We start from the raw sequence: 20195 nt of genomic DNA, 5'->3' as shown, positions 1-20195 counted from the left end.
CAGGCCCACCTTCATTTATCATCCTTTTCCACAGTGTGCAGCTCATCACCTTTGTCACGTGAAATATCCCCATTCATAAACTCAGCAGACTCTGGAAGTACTAATTCAAAACCTGCTGTCTGATCTATATATATAGTACCATTCCGGATCACATACTCAAGTACATGACCGCCTTTTTCCCTGCCAGTGTCAATGAAATGGAAATGGTAACCCGGCACATTTATGCCTTCAACATAGTAAGGCAGCCAGAAACCTACAATACTGCCCTCAACGTCCTCAAGCTCAAACACAGCCTGCTCATCAGCGATCACATCGACCAGCAGAGGATATGGCTCTTCCTGAACAGGGACACTGCGTACTTTCATATGCTCAAACGTACCGTCAATTCGTATAGCGTACATCAAGTTCTTTGAAGGAAGCAATTCCCATATCAATAAAGCAACTTCAGAGGAGTGGGATGGTTCTTTCAATACAATGGACTCATCCGTCTCAAAATCAGTTACAGCGGCAAAGGGCGTAGTGACGGTATCGTCCACAGAATAGGCATATCCATCGGTTTTCATCTGGTAGACCTCACCATCAATAACGATCATCTCGCCATCTAAAGCATCGAATGTCCCAAGACCAAGATCTCCTTGCTCTTTCAGTTCACCCATGCTCAACTGCCCATCATACAAACCCTCAAGCAAGGCATCAATGGTCGATACCTGATACAGGACATCATTCTGCAACTCGCTTTGCGTAACATCCGGCATGTCCGGAGAATCATCAACACAACCGGATAGTGTCAATATTCCAGAAACGATCAATAAACAGATAAATAATTGAAATTCTTTTTTCATTTTCTACCTCATTCATTATAACATAATTAATATGTTTATAAATAATTAATCAAATGGTACTAGTTATTTGGATCTTGAAGCCTGGAAAATAAACGTGAAACATATGAAAGCGCATCTAAAAAATAATGTACGTTCCTAATAAAAGAGGCTTGCAATATCAAAAACAGTCATAAATACCAAATTTGGGGTATGGCAAAATTATTGAATGAAATGTGAACAATTCGTTTTGAAGGCGGAATACATATATAAGTAATATGTTTTAACTATAAAGTGAAAATATGAAATTGGTTTTTTTTGGTATAATGCCAAAAATGTGTAAAAAAGGAAAAGCCGAAACTAAAACCGCTGCAAGATGGATAGCATGAACAGAAATATTAAACTCATATTGAGCCTCTTCACTTTACTGATGGCAGTATTCATATCCGGTTGCATTGACCAGACAGAAGAGAACACCAATCAGGATGAAAGTATCGTTGTTGCGGTAAGCATACTGCCACAACAGGAATTTGTAGAAAAAATAGCTGGCGACAGAGTTAATGTCGTTGTCCTGATACCGCCCGGAGCAAGTCCTGCCACTCATGAACCAACAGCCGGTCAACTGAGGGATGTAGCAGATGCAAAAGCATATTTTACAGTGGGATCAGGATTGCCTTTTGAGAACGTCTGGCTTGAGAAGATAGAAACGGTAAATGAAGACATGCTGATAGTGGATTGCTCAGAAGGAATCACGATAATTGAAATGCATGAAGAAGAGCATGAAGGTGAAGAAGAAGCTGGTCACGACCATGGAGGAATTGATCCTCATATCTGGACATCTCCAATGAATGCTAAGATCATGGTCGAGAACACATACCTTGGCCTTATCGAGATCGATCCGGATAACAGCGAGCTCTACTTACAGAACAAAGAGGCTTACCTGAAAGAGCTGGACGAAGCTGATGCCAGAATTAGAGCCACTCTTGGTGAAGAAGGCGGCAGTTTCATGACATACCATCCTTCCTGGAACTATTTTGCAACTGAATACGGACTCGATATGATAACTATCGAGGAAGAAGGAAAGGAACCAAGCCCAGCGGATATGCAAAGACTTATTGATGAAGCCGAAGAGAAAAATATCAAAGTGATATTCGTACAGGCACAGTTCAGCACACAGAGTGCTGAAGCGATCGCATCTGCAATTGATGGTGAAGTGGTAACTGTGGACCCCCTTGCAAAAGAGTACATCGACAATCTTGACATTATCACCGAAGCATTTTCACAGGGCATTACAAAAGAATGAGGGATTGAATGGCAGAAGTGATCAGTCTTAAGGATGTATGGGTAAAATATGACAAACTCACCGTACTGGAAGATGTGAACCTGACAGTTAACGAAGGGGACTTCCTGGGAATCATAGGACCTAACGGCGGTGGGAAGAGTACCTTATTAAAGGTCATCCTCGGATTGATAAAACCACAAAAAGGAGAAGTGAAAGTTCTCGGAAAAAGTCCGGAGAAGGCACATCAGGTAATAGGATATGTGCCACAGTACGGGCCCTCGAACATTGATTTCCCCATCAGTGTATGGGAAGTTGTGCTTATGGGACGCCTGGGAACAAAAGGATTGTTCCAGCATTACACTGATGAGGACCGTGAAGCAACATATAAGGCACTCGAAATTGTTGATATGCTCGAGTTTCGTGACAGGCAGATAGGAGAACTTTCAGGCGGTCAGCGCCAGAGGGTCTTCATTGCACGTTCTCTCGTAAGCGACCCAAAGGTCCTCCTTTTAGATGAACCGGTAACGGGTATTGATACCCGGATGCAGAAAGAGTTCTACGAACTTCTGGGGAAGCTTAAGTCAAAGGTGACCATTATCATGGTATCCCACGACCTGAGCGCAGTATCAGTCCTTGTTGACAAGATCGCCTGCATTAACGGTAAACTATACTACCACGGCTCAAAGGAGCTGAACCCTGAAGATATAGAAGAGTCATACGGATGTCCTGTGGAGCTTATTGCACATGGTGTCCCGCACAGGGTATTACATGAACATTGAGAGGAACTTCAATGATAGAGCTTTTACAATACGAGTTCATGACAAATGCCCTTGTTGCAGGATTACTGGCAAGTATCGCATGTGGCATAATCGGTGTTTATGTTGTAGTAAAGAAGATCGTCTTCATCAGTGGTGGTATTGCACATGCTTCCTTTGGAGGCATTGGTATCAGTTACTTCCTCGGGATCAACCCGATGTTCGGAGTTCTCCCTTTCGGCCTGTTCTCAGCCCTGACAATGGGAACTATCAGTAAAAGATCGGATGTTCCGGAAGACACCATCATTGGAATTCTCTGGTCCCTTGGAATGGCAATTGGAATTATATTCATCGGATGGACACCCGGGTATGCCCCTGACCTTATGACATACCTGTTCGGGAACATATTGACCGTGCCCGGTTCGGATATCTACCTGATGCTGGCACTCGATGCAGTGATCATAGGGACTGTATACGTACTTTACAAAGAGTTCATGGCACTGTGCTATGATGAGGAATTCTCCAAAGTATCAGGAGTTCCTACAGAAAAGTTATACCTCCTACTACTATGCCTTATTGCACTGACAGTCGTAGTGATGATACGCGTGGTCGGACTGATACTTGTAATAGCCCTTCTTACAATTCCTGCAGCATTGAGCCGTCAGTACACCAGCAACATGAAGATCATGATGTACCTCTCCATACTGTTCGGTGCTATATTCACCGTAACCGGACTGATACTATCATACTATTTTGATATCGCATCCGGAGCTACCATAATTATTGTAATGGCTACTGCATACCTTTTAAATATAGTATTACAGAAATGGAAAAGTGCTTCAGGGAATCGAGTTGATAGCTGAGACCAATATCAAAAGATATAATGACCAGCAATATCGAACATGGAGATAGATGAGCTTGTGAATATTGTCGATACCTTCGCAGCAGATGTGTTCAAGCTTTATGGAATTGAGATCGAAAAGCTTGAAGCACATCATTCCACAGGCATTTACACCATTATTAAGATGGTTACTTACAATTACAGCATGTTCCTAACAAATTATTAGTTTCGGAGTAACTCTTTTTTTGCATAATATGCATCTAATTTGACAAATTCATGTGATTTGAAATATAAACAGATGTGACAGAATTAAGTGCAATAATGCGAGAATCTGGCATAAAAATGCAAAAATATAAAAACAGTTCAGAAACGTTAATATCGCATTATCCGCTTTTAAAGAATGGAGTCACATGAATTGGATGCAGATCCCGTTAAGATCTAAACTTGTTCTTGCTGCTGTTACAGGAGTTCTTCTTGTAATGGTACTGACAACTACTATCACGATAACAACTCAGATCTCAGTGCAGGAAGAGCTTGCCCACCAGCAAGCTTTTGAGATCACAAAGAGCAACGCGAACAAGTTCGATGGAGATATGCGTTCCGACCTTGCGATCGCCCGCTCTATCAGCTCCACATTGAGTGAATATGATTCATCTGACAGGGATGAGATAAACAGGGTCCTATTTGCGATCCTGGAAGACAATCCACATCTTTTGGGAACGTATGTATCCTATGAGCCAAATGCTTTTGATGGCAAGGATAACGAATTTGCAAACGTTGAAGGTTACGACAGCACCGGCAGATTCGCACCATACTGGCACAGGATCAATGAAAATATTGAAAAGGATTATTTGCAGGATTGCGAAAATTATGATTACTACCTTTATCCAAAGGTCTTCAAAGAAGATATGATCACCGACCCATATTTCTACGATGGCATATTCATGGTCAGCTATGCTTCACCGATCATAAGAGACGGAGAATTCATAGGTGTCGGAGGAGTTGATGTCTCGTTGGACTATATGGATGAGATTGTAAGCCAGATCACAGCATTCGATACAGGATATGCCATCATGACCGGCAGTTCCGGACTGATACTTTCCCAACCTTATAACAAGGACTGGATCGGAAATAAGACGATCTATGATTATGGGAATGATGAATTCTCCAAAGCTGCAGAGGATATCAAACATAAGAAAAGTGGTTATGTCAATACGATAGACCCGGACACAGGGAAAGAGGTCGTCGTGTTCTACGAACCTATCGAGTCAAAGAACTATGGATTCTTCCTCGTAATACCAAAAGAGGAAATGCTTGAAGGTACTTTTGCATTAAGGGATAAGCTGATCGCGATCGGCATCCTTTCAATATTCTTTACCAGTATTGCAGCATACCTTACCTCACGAACTGTAACTGGATCCATAGACGATATTGTAAACGATTTCAAGGAAATGGCTGATTCTATAGCTGATGGAGAATTGAACACAAGGGCAAACACGGCTATCGATGAAGATTTTAAAAAGATACCGGAAGGTCTCAACAACATCCTTGACGGAGTGGTACTTCCCGTACATGAAACTACCAGAGTTGCAGTTGAACTTTCGAAAGGTCATTTCGATGTCCGATTCGAAGGTGACACCGAAGGTGAATTCAAGCAACTTGCCCAATCGATCAATTATTTTGCCAAACTTTTGGATATCATCATTACTGAGTCCAATGAAGTTCTTGAAGCAATGGAAAAAGAGGACTTTTCCCGAAGGGTTCATTTCCATGGCCATGGTGATCTGAAATTACTTACAGAAGGTATCGAACAGACACGCCTGTCACTACAGCAGGCAAGCATCGATCGCCAGAAAGCAGAACAGGAACTTAAAGAATATGCCAGGAAGCTGGAGCAGTCCAATGAACTTAAAGACATGTTCACCGATATTATGCGCCACGATCTGTTAAACCCTGCAAGTGTTATAAAAGGATTTACTGAACTGCTTCTTATGACCGAGGAGGATGAGCAGACAAAGCTGTTCCTTGAAAGGATCCTGAAGAACAACAATAATCTCATTGAAATGATCCACTCTGCTGCAGAGTTTGCCAAAGTGGAAAGCTCCGATGAGCTCGAACTTAAGATCCAGGATATTACCACGATCATCGAGCATTCAATGGAGATACTGACCACACAGGCCAGTAACAAGGAAATAGTCATCGAGTTCAATGAAAGAGAGCCACATTATGTACTGGCCAACCCGATCATTGAAACTGTGTTCACTAACCTGATCTCAAATGCGATCAAGTACAGTCCTGAAAAAAGCGAAGTGATCATCGAGATAAAGGAAGGCAGTGATTTCGCAGAAATTACGATCACTGACTTTGGCGAGGGCATTAAGGATGAACATAAAACAACTGTATTTGACCGCTTCAAGAGGGTGAACAAAACAGGAGTGAAGGGCTCAGGACTTGGGCTTGCCATCGTCAAGAGGACCATTGAGCTCCATGAAGGAGATGTTGGTGTGAGGGACAATCCTTCCGGAAAAGGTTCTGTCTTCTTTGTGAAGTTAAAGAGATACACCGATGAGCTCAAAGACCAAACTGCCAAAACTTATTAATTCGAGCAGGATCAATTTAATTATGGGATTAGTTGTAGCTATTCAAGCGGAGCTCCACATAATGTGATCATTCCCTATACGATGATCGATGTCCTGTACCCACTAGCAGTAGCTTCAACAAGTAACCGACTATGTGCGGGGAGATGTTATGAAAGGTTTGCCAGACAAACTGCTCAACAACCTGTGTAAAGGAATATGGGCTGTTGATATCAACAATAAATTCATCTATTTCAATGAAGGAATGGAAGAAATAATTGGCCTTTCGCGAGATAAGATCATTGGAAAAGACCTTAAATACTTCATGGAGCTGGCACACCTCAGTGTAGGGGATGAAGGACATTTCAGGGAACTGGCACTTCGTGTAAAAGACACGCTGAAACCTTCCCGTTACCACTCATTACAATTTCTGACACCCGAAGGGAAGCTTAGTATTCAGAGCGGGCATATTTTCCCGATGATAAACGGAGATGACAAGTACTCCGGAATAATATGTACTGTGGAAAGCTTTTCAGAGCAGAAGATACGCGAAAAGACCTTCAAGGATATGTTAAGTTCAAAGAAAAAACTTGAAGATATCTACAAGAACAGTCCCGTGGTCGCATTCCTCTGGACAGCAGAAAAGGACTGGCCGGTAGAGTTCGTTTCAGATAACATATCCCAGTTCGGATACACAACTGAGGATTTCACATCCGGAAAACTGATATATGGAGATATAATCCATCCGGATGACCTTGATTTTGTGCGCAATGACGTAACACAGCTTGAAGTTGAAGGAAGGCAGTTCTTTTCTAAGGAATATAGAATACTGACAAAGTCCGGCGAGGTTAGGTGGGTAGCTGAAAGATCATTACTTGGATTTGATGAGGATAATAAGCCATCCTATTATCAGGGTATAATGATAGACATTACCGAACGTAAACTCGCCGAGGAAGCCCTTCTTAAAAGCGAGAAAAAATACAGGTTCATTTTCGAGAACTCACCCCTTGGAATATTTAATTTCGACGAAAATGCAATCATAACCCATTGTAATGACAATATTGCAAAGATCATGGGCGTGCCAAAGGACAAGATCGTTGGCATGAACATGCTAAGCGACATCGATGACAGGGAGATGAAAGAAGCTGTCAAGGCGATCTTCTCGATAAAGTCCGGGCATTACGAGGGAAAATACAGCCACCCGTTAAGCGATAAGATCACACCCCTAAAAGCTGATTACAGCCCGAACATCTCGGATGATGGAAAACTTCTGGGTGGTATCGGGATCGTTGAGGATATCACAGCCCGCATAGAAGCAGAAGAAGCACTGAAGAAGTATGCAGAGGAACTTGCAGCTGCCAATGAGGAACTCAAGACCCTCGACAGGATGAAGGACCAGTTCCTGTCCAACGTGAGCCATGAGCTGAAAACGCCCCTTACATCGATCAAAGGTTATACCGAACTTATCTCGGAAGAATCCCTGGGACCACTGACCGATAAGCAGAAAGAGGTGGAAACCACCGTACTTCGAAATGCTGAAAGACTGAAGAGACTTGTGGAGTCCCTGTTATTCATAAGCAGGGTGCAGTCCGGCAATGTGAAATACCTGTTCGAGCCAACCTCCATTGCAGAGATCATCGACATGACACTCCTTGACCTTAAGATACAGATAGAACAGAAAATGCTCAATGTGGAGAGGAAGATCCCGGACAAACTTCCGTTGATAAACGGCGATAAGGACAAGCTCACAGATATGTTCACTAACATCGTGGACAATTCCATCAAATTTACGCCAGAAGGCGGAACGCTTACCTTCACTGTTGAAGAGGAGGATGGATACCTCCATATCGTCCTGAAGGATACGGGTATCGGTATCCCGCCAGACCTTATTCCAATGCTCTTCCAGCGCTTCTATCAGATAGATGCTACCAGAACACGCAAATATGGCGGTACCGGTCTGGGCTTATATATCTGTAAGGAGATCATCACAGCTCACAACGGCACGATCCGGGCAGAAAGCGAAGGAGAGAACAAGGGAACAGAGATCCACATCCAGCTTCCTAAATTACTAGCATTACACGCCTCATGATTCTGCTTTTCCTTTTTTTATTTATTCTCCATTTTTCTGTATTTTCATCAATGAACGTCGGGATGTATAAGGGAAACCGATTCGTTTTTAAGTCTTTGTGGCATACCACGCTACATAACCTGACAAATTTATAGATATTAGATCATCCCGAGGTATTTAATGAGCGATATTTTAAGAAGAGGGCGACTGGCGTCCGTCCCTGATGAAGAGATCATAGAGTACACCTCATCAATGAGCGCTGACAAGTGGATATTCAATTCGGATATCCTCGTAGACCTTGCACACACGGTCATGCTCAAAGAGAGAAATGTGATAAGGGCAGAGGACTGCCAGAAGATACTTGAAGGGCTCCTGAAGATCAGAGAGGAAGGCATCGAGAAGCTCGACCACACTTATGAGGATATTCACATCTCACTTGAATCAAGGCTTATTGACATGGTAGGCGAAGATGTCGGCGGACGTATGCATTCCGGAAGGTCACGCAACGACGAGGTCGCTACCTGCATCAGGCTTACGCTCAGGGATGAACTGTTATTGATCATGGAAGACCTGATCGGACTGCGCAACACGTTGATAGATGTAGCTTCGGAAAATGTTGACACACTCATGCCAGGATTCACACACCTGCAGCATGCACAACCAACCACGCTGGCACACCACCTGACAGCACATGCAAATGCCATCGGTCGTGACTTCGAGCGTACAAGGGACTGCTACTCACGTGTGAACATGAGCCCGCTTGGTGCTGCTGCTTTTGCATCCACAGGTTTTGATCTTGACAGGCAAAGGACAAGAACACTCCTCGGTTTTGACGGAATTGTTGAGAACTCCATGGATGCCGTAAGCTCAAGGGATTTCCTGATAGAGACAGCATCGGTGTTCGCAAATCTCATGATAAACCTGAGCAAGATGGCCGAGGAGCTCGTTATCTGGTCCACATCCGAATTCGCGTTCATTGAACTGGATGACAGGTATGCTTCCACTTCATCCATCATGCCGCAGAAAAAGAACCCCGACACTGCCGAACTGCTGAGAGGAAAGAGCGGCGTTGCCATCGGTTCACTGATGTCGCTGATATCCATCTGCAAGGGATTGCCGTTAAGCTATAACCGTGACCTTCAGGAAGCAACACCGAACATCTGGCGCTCCCTCAGGACAACAAGGGCATCTGTCAGGATCATGAGCGGAATGATAGCAACGATGAAGATCAACAAGGAGAACATGGCAGGTCTGGCAACAGCAGGCTTTACAACTGCAACCGAGCTTGCAGATACCATGGTGCGTGTCTGTGACATCCCGTTCAGGACAGCACATCAGATAGTTGGCGTGCTTGCACGCGGAAATGGCGAACCGACACTTGGTGAGATCGATGCGGTCGCCCACAATGTCATCGGGGAGAGCTTAAGCGGAAGAGGACTTACCGAGGAGATGGTCAACGAGGCACTTGACCCCATACTGAATGTCAGGAAGCGAACTGTGACCGGCGGACCATCACCGGACACCATGCAGCAGTTGATCAGCAATTGCAAGACAAGATCAACAGAGGATGAGAACAGCCTCAGGGAACTGAAGGCAAATGTTGACAGTGCTATGGAAACATTGTTCAGTGTCGTGGATGACTGCATGAGTGCCTGAGAAATGGCTGAAAATAACGAACGATCATATTGATGAGGGATGATGATGGAATTTGAACTTGGTGACAGGATAAGGATAGAGAAGGACGGAAATGTTTACGAAGGCATTGTGATGCCAACCACGACCGATCATGTTGTGTTCAAGATGGTCAGTGGCTACAATGCAGGTATTGACCCTGAAGGTGCAACGATAACGTTACTTGAGAAAGCACAACCTAAAGCATCAGCGAAGAAAGCGAAAGCTGAAAAAGCCAAACCATCGAAGAAGCTCCCGAAGGTAACCATCCTCTCCACCGGCGGCACCATTGCCAGTAAAGTGGACTACCGCACAGGCGCTGTCACCGCACAGTTCTCTGCTGACGATATCGTGGATGCTATCCCGGAGATCACAGAGATCGCAAACATCAGCGGAAGGGTTGTGTACAACATACTGTCCGAGAACATGAAGACCGAATACTGGACCGAACTTGCCCGCGCTGTCGCCGAAGAGATCGAGAATGGAGCAGACGGTATCATCGTTGCCCACGGAACAGACACCATGATGTACTCCGCAGCAGCCCTGTCATTCATGCTCAAAACCCCGGTACCAATAGTCTTCGTGGGTTCCCAGCGCAGTGCTGACAGGCCCAGCAGTGATAATGCCATGAACGCTATCTGTGCCACAAAGGTCGCGGTCAGTGACATTGCCGAAGTATGCGTGGTCATGCACGATACCACCTGCGACGACAGGTGTGCCATCCATTATGGCACAAAGGTCAGGAAGATGCACACATCCAGAAGGGACGCCTTCCAGTCCATCAATTCCAACCCCATCGGCTATGTGGACTATTCCACAAAGAAGATCGAGACGAGACAGCCATACACCAAGCGTGGCACCCATGAACTGGAAGTTAAAGCCACCCTTGAACCAAAATGCGCCCTGGTAAAATTCGTACCCGGTGCCGACCCGGACATTCTCTCATACTACATCGACTCCGGCTACAAAGGCATCGTCATCGAAGGAACCGGACTGGGACATGTTTCCACCGACTGGATCCCAAATATCAGGCGTGCCACAGAAGCAGGCATCCCGGTGGTCATGACATCACAGTGTCTCAACGGACGTGTCTGTGACCGCGTCTACGACACAGGAAGGGATATCCAGAAAGCCGGTGCAATAGAAGGCGAAGATATGCTGCCCGAGGTTGCTCTGGTGAAGCTTATGTGGGCACTTGGGCAGGGCAGGAATGCGAGCGAGATCGCTGCGGTTATGAGTACAAGTGTTGAAAAAGAGATAACGGAATGTACGTTGAAGTGAGGGAATTGATTCAACTTGTTTTTTAATCAAAATTGAATTTTAAAAGAGTATATTTGGTGCAGTCATGCACCATCCTTTTCTTAATTTTAGAATATTCGACTGTGGTGCTACATCGGGAGCTCACATCCCAAGTGCGTACGCTGCAAGAACAGCAGCAATAACTGCACCTGTTGCAACCATCAGGATCTCAGCTATGACAGGAGATACTGCATTTTCGTTATTAATTATCTTAAACATTTTAGATTCTCCAATATGTGTACAATGTGTAATTCCCATTTAAATATTGGTATGTCCTCAGAACTTAATAATTCATTTCTAATTATCATTAGATGTAATCTAAGAACAAATCGTGTAAGTTATAAATCCAGACATATGATTGGGCAAAAATAGAAATTATTGCATTTATTAGACATCAGATTATGAATCTCAAAAAACCGACCCGACGGTATGGGGTAGAGGTATATTCATTCAAGCAGAGCACAAGAGCTAATCAATAAATCGATGAAAGCATGTTGTTGCGATAATCAAAATGGACTGTCGCTGGAGTTAAAGAAAAAAGAATGGTGCGATTAAGCACCATGGTTATTGAACTTAGAGCCTGACATCAAGGTCAGCAATCAACTGTTGGCTGGATATATCGATAAGTTTGATAGAATCACCATTCTCCACAGTTGCGGTGATAAAGACAGACGTACCTGCAGTCAGGTTACCTGTCCTATCAGCTATTCGGTCACCATCAACAGTGATGTAGGTATTGTTCCATAGAATCTCATCTCCACCCTGATGTTCCAGTGTGAAACCGTCAGTTGATACATTGCTCAGTCTTACACTTGACTGTGGTGCCATCTCGGATGGTCCCATTCCAAACACGAATGCTGCAATAACAGCAGCAAGAATCACAGTGATTGCGACCATCAGGATTACACCGATGACCGGAGACACTGCGTCTTCATTTCGATTCATTTTAAACAAATTATATTCCTCCACTTTTATATAGGTTAGGTTTAATTAATACTTTTCTGTTGCTTCTTCTGTACTACTTTCTCTAGCTTGTGAGTCCACATTTCATCACTCATTTCAGTGTACTCACACTCAAGATAGTGCTGAACCGCTGTACTCAGGGCATCCTTTGTAGAGGGTTCTTTGGTCTTTTTCTTAAGTTCTTCAAGCTGGTCCTGAGTAAGTACAGTTTGTGCATGTACTATTTTCATGAGACCTTCTCCTGATAAGAACATCATGTGAACATACACACAACCAGTCTCATCATAATAATAATTATTATAATAATTGGTATAAAACCATTTCGCCAAAAATATCAGACAAATATAATCCTATTAAGAGATATGAGGAATGAAATATAATAACTATTGCATACTGTTAAAACTGATCAATGGCCATGATCAATGTTTAAGGAACAAAATCAAGAGCAAGCTCAGGTTATAAAGAGAATTGCAAAGAACTGAAGTACAACAAATAAAAAATAAAAACTCCTTTTGAAAGGAGCTTTTGAACTGTATAGAATGACTTATGTGATGATCTTGTCGAGCTGGCCGGACTCGATGGCGCGGCGGACCTCGAGTGCCACACGCCTTCCGGTGCTCATTGGCTTGCGCCAGAGAGTGTTGCCGTATGGGTGACCTACGGACATGTGGACGTTGGTACCGCCACCTACCCTTGGGGCAACATCATATATGTAGAAGTTCAGGTCCTTGTCAATGCAGGTCTGGAGACAGAACGGACCGATAACTCCGGGGTCGTAGTATTCCTTGGATGCTTTTATGTATGCCTCTGCGAGCTTGAAGACTTCCTCAAGGAGAGACTCGCGAAGTGTTGCGGAATTGTGTCCACAGACGGTGTACTCCGGAGTAAGCTGGTGCTCTGCAAGGGTCATCTGCTGTGGCGCAGGAAGCCTGACATGACCGTCAAGGCTTGTCTCGAACCTCCAGTCGATACCGAGCAGCTCGGTCTTGTTCATCTCTTCCTCTATCGGAGAGTAGAACAGGTCGAAGTTGAACACAGGACCAATGATGTAACGCTCGATCCTTGCATCCTTGAGAGCTTCCCTTGTGATGACGCCCTGTTTGATCAGGGACTCGGACTTCTCCACATATTCGCTGTAGGTTCCTGCTGTGAAGAAACCGCGCTCGAGCTTTTTGACTGCGTGAGGGAGCTTTACCATTACGAGCTCATCGATATCTTCCGGATCGTTGATACGTTCAGGGAAGGGGAGACCTGCCTTTTCCAGAAGCCAGTAGTAGTCCTGGTCAAGTCCTCTTTCCTCACTGCGGAGCATGTTCCTGCTACCGACCATAGGGACACGGAAATCGTTCTCGACCGCATCGATGTCGCAGTATGAGGTGAAAGACCTGTTAGGAACGAAAAGAATGTTGTCGTCCACGAGCTTCTGCTGGTTCTCAGGACGCAGGATCTCATCGAACCTGTCATAGACAGCATAGTCATCAACGATACCGCGTACAACATTGTTATCAGCATCCCTCTTGGACTTGAAATACTCAGTATATGTCTTCTCACGTCCGGACTGGCATATCGCGAAGGTCTCGAAACCTTCCTCGATGGCACCGTCATAAACATCCAGCCCTGAATGGGAAGCAACCGCTCCGATCTTGATATTATCAGTATAATAGCTTTCAGCAATCTCAATAATCTCTTTCCTGTCGATCATCCTTTGTTCTCCGGGTTTTTGTGATACAATAGTTAAGTGGTTATAAAAGACTTATTATCGCATATCAGATAAATTCCTGCATTGAAATGACAAAGCAATAACAGAAAAACAATAACAAAAAATGATCACTCACAATGTGATCAGATGGTGCCTGTGAACAGACCGATCACCACCGGCGTTATAAATGTCTCAATTCCTGCTGCCAGCAAAAGCATAGGCGCAATAAAACGGAAGAACACACTTAGCCCCTGCTTAAATTCACCTTTAATATCAACATACCTGCCTGCCATGGCGTTCAGGACATTAAGCCCCATCCGCAGACCCATGGCTGCAGAGATCAGGATCATCGGAAGCTCAATGATGCCATGAGGCAGGATACCCAGGAATATGTAGGTGAACCCGTTCTCCTGAGATTCAAGGTAGGTCACAACACCAAGGATATAACCATTGGAGATCACGAACAACAGGGGAATAAGACCAAATCCCAGCCCCAGGACAAAAGCCATCAGGCTCTTAATGGCATTGTTGAAGAAAATGAACAGCATGATCTCTATCGGCGTCATGTTCATGATGAGTTCAATAAGATCTTCCAGACCCTCCAGCGCAATATCAGAAGATGCCGGATTCAATGCCGTGTAGAAATAGCCGGCAATACCGGATAGTACGAACAGCACAACAACTGCTGAGATCTCAGGCATCAATCCGGAAATGTAGTTGCGTACGTTGCACAAACCTCTTGTACCGATCTGTTCATCCTCAAAGGTCAAATTATCAACATCTTCCACTGCAGCATCATCCATCGCAGTCTCATCAATTGCAGTCTCATCAATTGCAGTATCATCCATTGCTATCAGATCCCAAGAGCCATACGGATAGTGTTCCTGCATGCAGGAGACAGGCCCAGTATTATGATCACCATCTTTACAAATGTCCTCAGATTCCTTGACTCTTCATCTGCCGTGAACTGTGTGTCCAGAATATAGATCACCGGCAGGAATATGGCCAGTTTCAGAGGATACATCACCAACGCTGTGCCTGTCAGATCAATAAGATAGGCAGGTACGACATGTTTCTCATAATAACCAAGGGTATCAACTCCGATAAAGGTTGAGGATGCATCCAAGAGATGTGCCCAGATGATCATCAGGTTGAGGTGGTCATTTATGTAAGGCCAGCCGACCTTTTCCAGCAGGAAATACATTGCACCTGCAAACAGTGTCCCGGAAGAAAGTATTGCAATAAGGCTGAAAGGACGCTCTATATCCTCCACAACAAGAAGGGCTATTATGTTCAGTGCGAACCAGCCGAGTCCCAGTAATGCAAAGGACCTGTTCCAGTCAGTGATCCTGCCTGATGAATAAAGCCATCTTGAAAAAAGAAGGCATACGACAGTAGCAATGAACACAACGAAATAGATGTTCGGGGTAATGAACAGGTAACTAAGAGGTGGTTCAAATATACCGGCATCCTCCATGACCCTCAGGGAAGAACCTGCGAGAATAAAAGGAATGATAGAGAACACAAATCTTTCATCCACCTTAACGTTCCATTTATCGAGCAACTTTGCCACTGCAAATACACAGATCCCCAGTATCAGTGCCCATGTAAGGGTATTTACAGGATTATATCCACTATCCTGAAAAATGGGATCGAGATAGTACTCGTTAACAAATTGCATAATTTTATCTACGAACGGACACATTGATTATCACTTGACAGAGCTATAGGAACAACCTAATAGCACTAATACTTATTAATATATGGTGTCGAAAATACCAGGAAACCATACACATATGGACGTGACGCAGGATATGAACGCACAGAAGAAATGGATGCAACTCCCAAGGGATGTCGTGGTCGGACATGGCGTCATCGATGATGTCAAGGATGTCTGCGCAGACCTGAAACTTGTTGACAATGCATTGATAGTCACAGGCAAGAGCACAAGAAAGATAGCCGGCGACATTGTCCATGATTCATTGGTGGACAGCGGACAGAACGTGGAAATGATCGTTTCCGAATCTGCTTCCATAAAAGAGGTTGACAGGGTAAGAAGACAGGCAATCGATTCAGGCGTGAAATACCTGCTTGGAGTCGGCAGTGGCAAATCCATAGATGTTGCAAAACTTGCAGCAACCGAGATCGAAGTACCATTCATAAGTGTGCCAACAGCTGCATCACATGATGGCATCGTCTCATCCAGAGCGTCCATAAAAGATGGCACAAAAACAGCATCGATCCAGGCAAATGCACCCATGGCGGTGGTTGCTGATACAGAGATCATTGCAAATGCCCCTTACCGGCTTCTTGCATCGGGCTGCGGAGACATAATTTCCAACTGCACGGCAGTTCTGGACTGGCAACTTGCAAATCGCCTCCAAAATGTGCCTTTCAGCGAATATGCTGCAGCGTTGTCAAGTATGACAGCACAGATACTGATCGATTCAGCAGATACCATAAAACCGGAACTTGAAAGTTCTGTGCGTATGGTGGTCAAAGCACTTGTATCAAGCGGTGTTGCAATGAGCATTGCAGGCTCCTCAAGACCTGCATCGGGATCCGAGCACATGTTCAGCCATGCACTTGACATGGTAGCACCCATACCGGCACTTCACGGTGAACAGTGTGGTGTTGGAACGATAATGATGATGTACCTGCATGGTGGTGACTGGAAGAGGATACGTGATGCACTGATGATCATAAACGCTCCGGTAACCGCAGAGGAGATGGGAATTGAAGATAAGTATATATTAGAAGCACTTGTACTCTCACATACCATCCGTCCCGAAAGATATACAATACTTGCCACAGGCCTGACACCTGATGCTGCCGAGATAGTTGCGAGGAAAACAAAGGTAATATCCTAATAAAGCTATTATAAGCAGATAGGATAAGCAATATTATCGGAACATGGGAACATAATACCCACGATAAACATCATACTCACAGACATTATTACAGTTTCATAATAACACAAGGTGATTAAATGGAGGACATGGATACCGCTATAACACTCATTGGAACCAGGCTTGCAAAGGAAGGCGAAGAGTTCTTTTTCGAAGGTGAGACACCTGAATGCCAACATTGCAAGTTGAAGAACACCTGCATGGGTCTTGAAAAAGGAAGAAGGTACAGGATAGTCAAGGTAAGGAACCAGACCACCCATGAGTGCTTTGTCCATGATACCGGCGCATTGGTAGTGGACGTTATAAAAGCACCGATAATTGCAGCTATCGACTCCAAAAAGGCGATCAAGGGCGCAACTATCCGATATCAGGCACCAAATTGCGAAGGTGACCTGGATGCTGAGACATATGACCTGTGCTCTCCAAAAGGCCTGCGTAATGGGGACAAATGCACCATCAATAAAGTGATGGAGAGTGTGGATCTCGAATCAGAACAACCGGTTTCACTTAAAAAAGTAGAACTATTGCTCTGAAACGGTTCGAATGTCTTTTATATGAATACTGGAAACATGTCCTACATAAACCTATAAGTGACAATAAAACGAGGTATCAAAATGCCAGAATCTCATGAAAAGATCGATCATGAATTTTATACAACGGACCGCTGGAACAACTGGCTTGGACAGGTAAAGGAAAGCGGATTCGAATTTAAGGAAGAAGAAAACTCTGAGAAGGAAGGTGCTGTATTTGTGAACATGGCGGATGATGTCATTCTCTCATGTCTCAAAGTAATTGCAAAATATGAAAGCAATGCACTTCCTGCAGAAGATGCCATGGCAATACTTGATGATATCAGGGAAATTGCGCTGACAGAGGTCGAACCAATGTCAGAAGATATTGACCTTATGATCGAATCACTCCAGACATCCCTTATGGGAAGCTTTGCTGCATGTGAATGCTACATTGGCAAAGGCTTCGACAAGAAAGCAAAGCTCGATGAACTTATCAGTGCAGCAGTGGAAGCTGAAGAAGCAAAAGACATTGACTCTGCAATTGGTTACGTAGCTCAGGTAGGAGCACTTGTGCTTGACGGTAAGACACTCCCAGAATCTTCAATGGAGGAACTACCATACGGACTTGTTGCAGAATGGCTTGATGGCATTGATTCCATCGAAGCTGCCATGATGGGAGCTGACAGTTATAAGGAGGATGATGGCAAATACGACGCCGTCTGATCATTTTTAATTCTTTTGTGGGCTTTTTTTATTGAGCCTTACTGTCATTCATTTCTTTTTCGTTCTTTAGTTCTTTTTTTTCAGATTTAACAATTAATCAATCAATCAATCAATCAATCAATCAATAGTTACTCAGTCGGTTCTACAGACATCCAGCGGATAAAATCCGAATTGTTTTTATGTAATCACATTATCTAGTGAGTAACACAAATGGTGTGCAAACGTATGAACACCATGGACATAAAAATTAATATCAGAGGTATAAAAATGAGCGAAAAGATAGGAATCTTAGCTATTGGACACGGAAGCAGACTGCCTTACAACAAGGAAGTTGTTACAGAGATCGCAGACACCATTGCAAAGAAGCACCCCGAATATATTATCAAAACAGGCTTCATGGAGAACTGCGGCCCATCCGTAGAAGAGGGACTCGCATCTTTTGAAGGCACAGGTGTTACAAAGATCGCAGCAGTACCAGTATTCCTTGCATCAGGTGTACACATCACAGAAGATATCCCCGAGATCCTCAAACTTGACCCTGAAACAAACGAAGGTAAATTTGCAGTAGATGGAAAGGAAATTCCTGTCGTCTATGGTAAACCACTGGGTCACCACGAACTCCTCGCAGACCTTGTGTTCGATAGAGCATCAGAAGCATTGTAAATTACAAATATATAGAATATGACTGCAGGCCAGAGGGAAACTGTCGTGCTCGACCTGACGCACGCCGGCATACCAATTGCAAAAGAAATGGTGCGACTTGGACACAATGTTCGTGCCATTGATGTCTATGATACACTGGACAATGCGACAATTTCTGACCTGCAGCAGATATTCCCTGTTCTTTCTTCAAATGAAACTTTTGAACTTAAACCTGCAGAAACAATTGTTTCACCTGTGCATCTGAATCCCGAATACCATGTGCTGAAAAGTGCAAAGGAAAAGGGGAACACTGTCATTACCCATCATACGATGGTTGGAAAACTTATTCTGGAAAGTGGCAGGCTTTCGGGTTCAAAGGTCATCGAGCTGACCGGTACAAAAGCCAAGACCAGTACAGCTTCGATCCTTGCAGACATCCTTTCACGAAGTATGGATGTCGTGCTCCACACATCAAGAGGACTGGAACACTGGAAGGACGGTGTTGCGACCATCATTCACAAAGGCCTCAGTATAGCTCCCGGAAGTATCCTTTCTGCTATCGGAAAGATAGAAGAGGAAAATATCCGACCGGAAGTGTTCATCTTTGAGACATCCATAGGCGGCACAGGATGTGCTGACATCGGTGTCATAACATCCCTTGAACAGGATTACGGGATAGCAAATAATACTGCCCTTGCAAGCGATGCAAAACTGCAAATGCTGGACAACGCAAAGGACGGAAGCCTTGCCGTCATCAACCTCAGCGCTGAAAAAGCATTGCAAAGAGCCGCAGAGAAGGACCTTAAAGTGATCACATTTAGTGATGGAAACAGGTCCAGTGATGTTAACAAGACCACTGCGGATGTGGATTTTGAGATATGCGGCAACCGTGTTGTCATTTCCACAAAGGACCGGACAATAGAAGCGATCATGGAGGATGGATTCGACCTCTCCGCATATAGAACTGCACTTTCCGCTGCCACTGCCATCTCACTTGCCATGGGAATTGAAGATAAGCACATCATTGATACATTCCGAAAGTTCAGGGGCCTTACAGGAAGGATGGTAAGAGGAGAACTCGAAGGCAGGATACTGATAGATAATTCCAATTCGGGCATGGACATCCGATCTGTAAAAAGAGCTCTTGATTATGCATCCGGTATTTCATCAGACACTAACGATGGGAAACTCGTCGTGGTTCTGGGAGAGGAAGCTGAACAGGTATGTGAAGGCCTTCCGCCTGAAGATGTATCTGACTTCTTGCTGAAAAATGGCAGATCTCTGGACAGAGTTGCACTGGTAGGAAACCGGATGCGTGATATAAAATATGATGACGCATATTATGCAGGATCATTTGAGGACGGACTATCCGCAGCTTTGCAATATACCAGTATTGGCGATATAATTATATTATGTGTTAAATGTTTCAGATAAAAC

The 20195-nt window shown here is 44.3% G+C and carries 20 protein-coding genes; 13 read left to right on the top strand and 7 right to left on the bottom strand.

Annotated elements, in window-relative coordinates; genetic code table 11:
- Positions 1-11: 11 nt before the first annotated feature.
- Complete coding sequence (gene budA / locus E7X56_RS04520; protein ID WP_135605254.1) at positions 12-842, bottom strand: acetolactate decarboxylase; 831 nt, start codon at positions 840-842, stop codon at positions 12-14.
- 406 nt (positions 843-1248) lie between these two features.
- On the opposite strand from budA, the gene E7X56_RS04515 reads away from it, so the two are divergent.
- The 8 genes from E7X56_RS04515 (at position 1249) to gatD (ending at position 11292) form a co-directional block, all read left to right on the top strand.
- Positions 1249-2121: a metal ABC transporter solute-binding protein, Zn/Mn family gene (locus E7X56_RS04515; RefSeq protein ID WP_244603400.1), complete on the top strand. Its 873-nt coding sequence runs from the start codon at positions 1249-1251 to the stop codon at positions 2119-2121.
- 8 nt (positions 2122-2129) lie between these two features.
- On the top strand, positions 2130-2879 hold the full coding sequence (locus E7X56_RS04510) for a metal ABC transporter ATP-binding protein (protein ID WP_135605250.1): 750 nt from the start codon (positions 2130-2132) through the stop codon (positions 2877-2879).
- Positions 2880-2890: 11 nt separating this feature from the next.
- A complete protein-coding gene (locus E7X56_RS04505; RefSeq protein ID WP_135605248.1) occupies positions 2891-3718 on the top strand; it encodes a metal ABC transporter permease in 828 nt (275 codons plus the stop codon).
- A gap of 39 nt (positions 3719-3757) precedes the next feature.
- Complete coding sequence (locus tag E7X56_RS11725; RefSeq protein ID WP_167879444.1) at positions 3758-3922, top strand: hypothetical protein; 165 nt, start codon at positions 3758-3760, stop codon at positions 3920-3922.
- A 193-nt stretch (positions 3923-4115) separates the two neighbouring features.
- Positions 4116-6296 carry an ATP-binding protein gene (locus E7X56_RS04500; RefSeq protein ID WP_167879443.1) on the top strand — a complete coding sequence of 727 codons (2181 nt, stop codon included), beginning with the start codon at positions 4116-4118 and terminating at the stop codon, positions 6294-6296.
- A gap of 148 nt (positions 6297-6444) precedes the next feature.
- Positions 6445-8361 carry a PAS domain S-box protein gene (locus tag E7X56_RS04495; protein ID WP_135605245.1) on the top strand — a complete coding sequence of 639 codons (1917 nt, stop codon included), beginning with the start codon at positions 6445-6447 and terminating at the stop codon, positions 8359-8361.
- A gap of 159 nt (positions 8362-8520) precedes the next feature.
- On the top strand, positions 8521-9996 hold the full coding sequence (gene argH, locus E7X56_RS04490) for an argininosuccinate lyase (protein ID WP_135605244.1): 1476 nt from the start codon (positions 8521-8523) through the stop codon (positions 9994-9996).
- Positions 9997-10041: 45 nt separating this feature from the next.
- The gene (gatD, locus tag E7X56_RS04485) at positions 10042-11292 is read left to right on the top strand and encodes a Glu-tRNA(Gln) amidotransferase subunit GatD (RefSeq protein ID WP_135605242.1); all 1251 of its coding nucleotides are present in this window, start codon (positions 10042-10044) and stop codon (positions 11290-11292) included.
- A 120-nt stretch (positions 11293-11412) separates the two neighbouring features.
- Here the strand turns inward: gatD and E7X56_RS04480 are convergent, their stop codons facing one another.
- The 6 genes from E7X56_RS04480 to E7X56_RS04455 form a co-directional block, all read right to left on the bottom strand.
- Positions 11413-11529, bottom strand: coding sequence for a type IV pilin (locus E7X56_RS04480; protein WP_135605240.1), 117 nt, complete (start codon positions 11527-11529; stop codon positions 11413-11415).
- 354 nt (positions 11530-11883) lie between these two features.
- On the bottom strand, positions 11884-12255 hold the full coding sequence (locus E7X56_RS04475) for a type IV pilin (protein WP_135605238.1): 372 nt from the start codon (positions 12253-12255) through the stop codon (positions 11884-11886).
- A gap of 41 nt (positions 12256-12296) precedes the next feature.
- Positions 12297-12503: a DUF5371 family protein gene (locus E7X56_RS04470; RefSeq protein ID WP_135605236.1), complete on the bottom strand. Its 207-nt coding sequence runs from the start codon at positions 12501-12503 to the stop codon at positions 12297-12299.
- 314 nt (positions 12504-12817) lie between these two features.
- Positions 12818-13975, bottom strand: a complete 1158-nt coding sequence (locus E7X56_RS04465) for a formate--phosphoribosylaminoimidazolecarboxamide ligase family protein (protein WP_135605234.1) — start codon at positions 13973-13975, stop codon at positions 12818-12820.
- 140 nt (positions 13976-14115) lie between these two features.
- Positions 14116-14820, bottom strand: coding sequence for a stage II sporulation protein M (locus E7X56_RS04460; protein ID WP_244603399.1), 705 nt, complete (start codon positions 14818-14820; stop codon positions 14116-14118).
- 5 nt (positions 14821-14825) lie between these two features.
- Positions 14826-15677: a DUF63 family protein gene (locus E7X56_RS04455; RefSeq protein ID WP_135605232.1), complete on the bottom strand. Its 852-nt coding sequence runs from the start codon at positions 15675-15677 to the stop codon at positions 14826-14828.
- A 109-nt stretch (positions 15678-15786) separates the two neighbouring features.
- Between E7X56_RS04455 and E7X56_RS04450 the strand changes: the two genes are divergently transcribed.
- The 5 genes from E7X56_RS04450 to cfbE all read left to right on the top strand — a co-directional run bounded on the left by E7X56_RS04450 (position 15787) and on the right by cfbE (position 20192).
- Entirely contained in the window at positions 15787-16842 is a 1056-nt protein-coding gene (locus E7X56_RS04450; RefSeq protein WP_371413348.1) for an NAD(P)-dependent glycerol-1-phosphate dehydrogenase, read from the top strand.
- A gap of 119 nt (positions 16843-16961) precedes the next feature.
- Positions 16962-17414, top strand: a complete 453-nt coding sequence (locus tag E7X56_RS04445) for a UPF0179 family protein (RefSeq protein WP_135605230.1) — start codon at positions 16962-16964, stop codon at positions 17412-17414.
- 81 nt (positions 17415-17495) lie between these two features.
- Positions 17496-18116 carry a DUF2150 family protein gene (locus E7X56_RS04440; protein WP_135605228.1) on the top strand — a complete coding sequence of 207 codons (621 nt, stop codon included), beginning with the start codon at positions 17496-17498 and terminating at the stop codon, positions 18114-18116.
- Between the two features lie 267 nt (positions 18117-18383).
- Positions 18384-18779, top strand: a complete 396-nt coding sequence (gene cfbA / locus E7X56_RS04435) for a sirohydrochlorin nickelochelatase (protein WP_135605226.1) — start codon at positions 18384-18386, stop codon at positions 18777-18779.
- Between the two features lie 18 nt (positions 18780-18797).
- A complete protein-coding gene (gene cfbE, locus E7X56_RS04430; protein WP_135605225.1) occupies positions 18798-20192 on the top strand; it encodes a coenzyme F430 synthase in 1395 nt (464 codons plus the stop codon).
- The last annotated feature ends 3 nt before the right edge of the window (positions 20193-20195 follow it).

The organism is Methanococcoides sp. NM1 (assembly GCF_900774285.1).
GTDB lineage: Archaea > Halobacteriota > Methanosarcinia > Methanosarcinales > Methanosarcinaceae > Methanococcoides > Methanococcoides vulcani.
Note: the sequence above shows the minus strand (reverse complement) of the source record. Positions and strands in the feature narration are given on the sequence as shown.

Bases quoted from the DNA above. Each gene is read 5' to 3' on its own strand.
- budA (WP_135605254.1), bottom strand. From the start codon at position 842: ATGAAAAAAGAATTTCAATTATTTATCTGTTTATTGATCGTTTCTGGA.
- E7X56_RS04515 (WP_244603400.1), top strand. From the start codon at position 1,249: ATGGCAGTATTCATATCCGGTTGCATTGACCAGACAGAAGAGAACACC.
- E7X56_RS04510 (WP_135605250.1), top strand. From the start codon at position 2,130: ATGGCAGAAGTGATCAGTCTTAAGGATGTATGGGTAAAATATGACAAA.
- E7X56_RS04505 (WP_135605248.1), top strand. From the start codon at position 2,891: ATGATAGAGCTTTTACAATACGAGTTCATGACAAATGCCCTTGTTGCA.
- E7X56_RS11725 (WP_167879444.1), top strand. From the start codon at position 3,758: ATGGAGATAGATGAGCTTGTGAATATTGTCGATACCTTCGCAGCAGAT.
- E7X56_RS04500 (WP_167879443.1), top strand. From the start codon at position 4,116: ATGCAGATCCCGTTAAGATCTAAACTTGTTCTTGCTGCTGTTACAGGA.
- E7X56_RS04495 (WP_135605245.1), top strand. From the start codon at position 6,445: ATGAAAGGTTTGCCAGACAAACTGCTCAACAACCTGTGTAAAGGAATA.
- argH (WP_135605244.1), top strand. From the start codon at position 8,521: ATGAGCGATATTTTAAGAAGAGGGCGACTGGCGTCCGTCCCTGATGAA.
- gatD (WP_135605242.1), top strand. From the start codon at position 10,042: ATGGAATTTGAACTTGGTGACAGGATAAGGATAGAGAAGGACGGAAAT.
- E7X56_RS04480 (WP_135605240.1), bottom strand. From the start codon at position 11,529: ATGTTTAAGATAATTAATAACGAAAATGCAGTATCTCCTGTCATAGCT.
- E7X56_RS04475 (WP_135605238.1), bottom strand. From the start codon at position 12,255: ATGAATCGAAATGAAGACGCAGTGTCTCCGGTCATCGGTGTAATCCTG.
- E7X56_RS04470 (WP_135605236.1), bottom strand. From the start codon at position 12,503: ATGAAAATAGTACATGCACAAACTGTACTTACTCAGGACCAGCTTGAA.
- E7X56_RS04465 (WP_135605234.1), bottom strand. From the start codon at position 13,975: ATGATCGACAGGAAAGAGATTATTGAGATTGCTGAAAGCTATTATACT.
- E7X56_RS04460 (WP_244603399.1), bottom strand. From the start codon at position 14,820: ATGGATGATACTGCAATTGATGAGACTGCAATTGATGAGACTGCGATG.
- E7X56_RS04455 (WP_135605232.1), bottom strand. From the start codon at position 15,677: ATGTGTCCGTTCGTAGATAAAATTATGCAATTTGTTAACGAGTACTAT.
- E7X56_RS04450 (WP_371413348.1), top strand. From the start codon at position 15,787: ATGAACGCACAGAAGAAATGGATGCAACTCCCAAGGGATGTCGTGGTC.
- E7X56_RS04445 (WP_135605230.1), top strand. From the start codon at position 16,962: ATGGAGGACATGGATACCGCTATAACACTCATTGGAACCAGGCTTGCA.
- E7X56_RS04440 (WP_135605228.1), top strand. From the start codon at position 17,496: ATGCCAGAATCTCATGAAAAGATCGATCATGAATTTTATACAACGGAC.
- cfbA (WP_135605226.1), top strand. From the start codon at position 18,384: ATGAGCGAAAAGATAGGAATCTTAGCTATTGGACACGGAAGCAGACTG.
- cfbE (WP_135605225.1), top strand. From the start codon at position 18,798: ATGACTGCAGGCCAGAGGGAAACTGTCGTGCTCGACCTGACGCACGCC.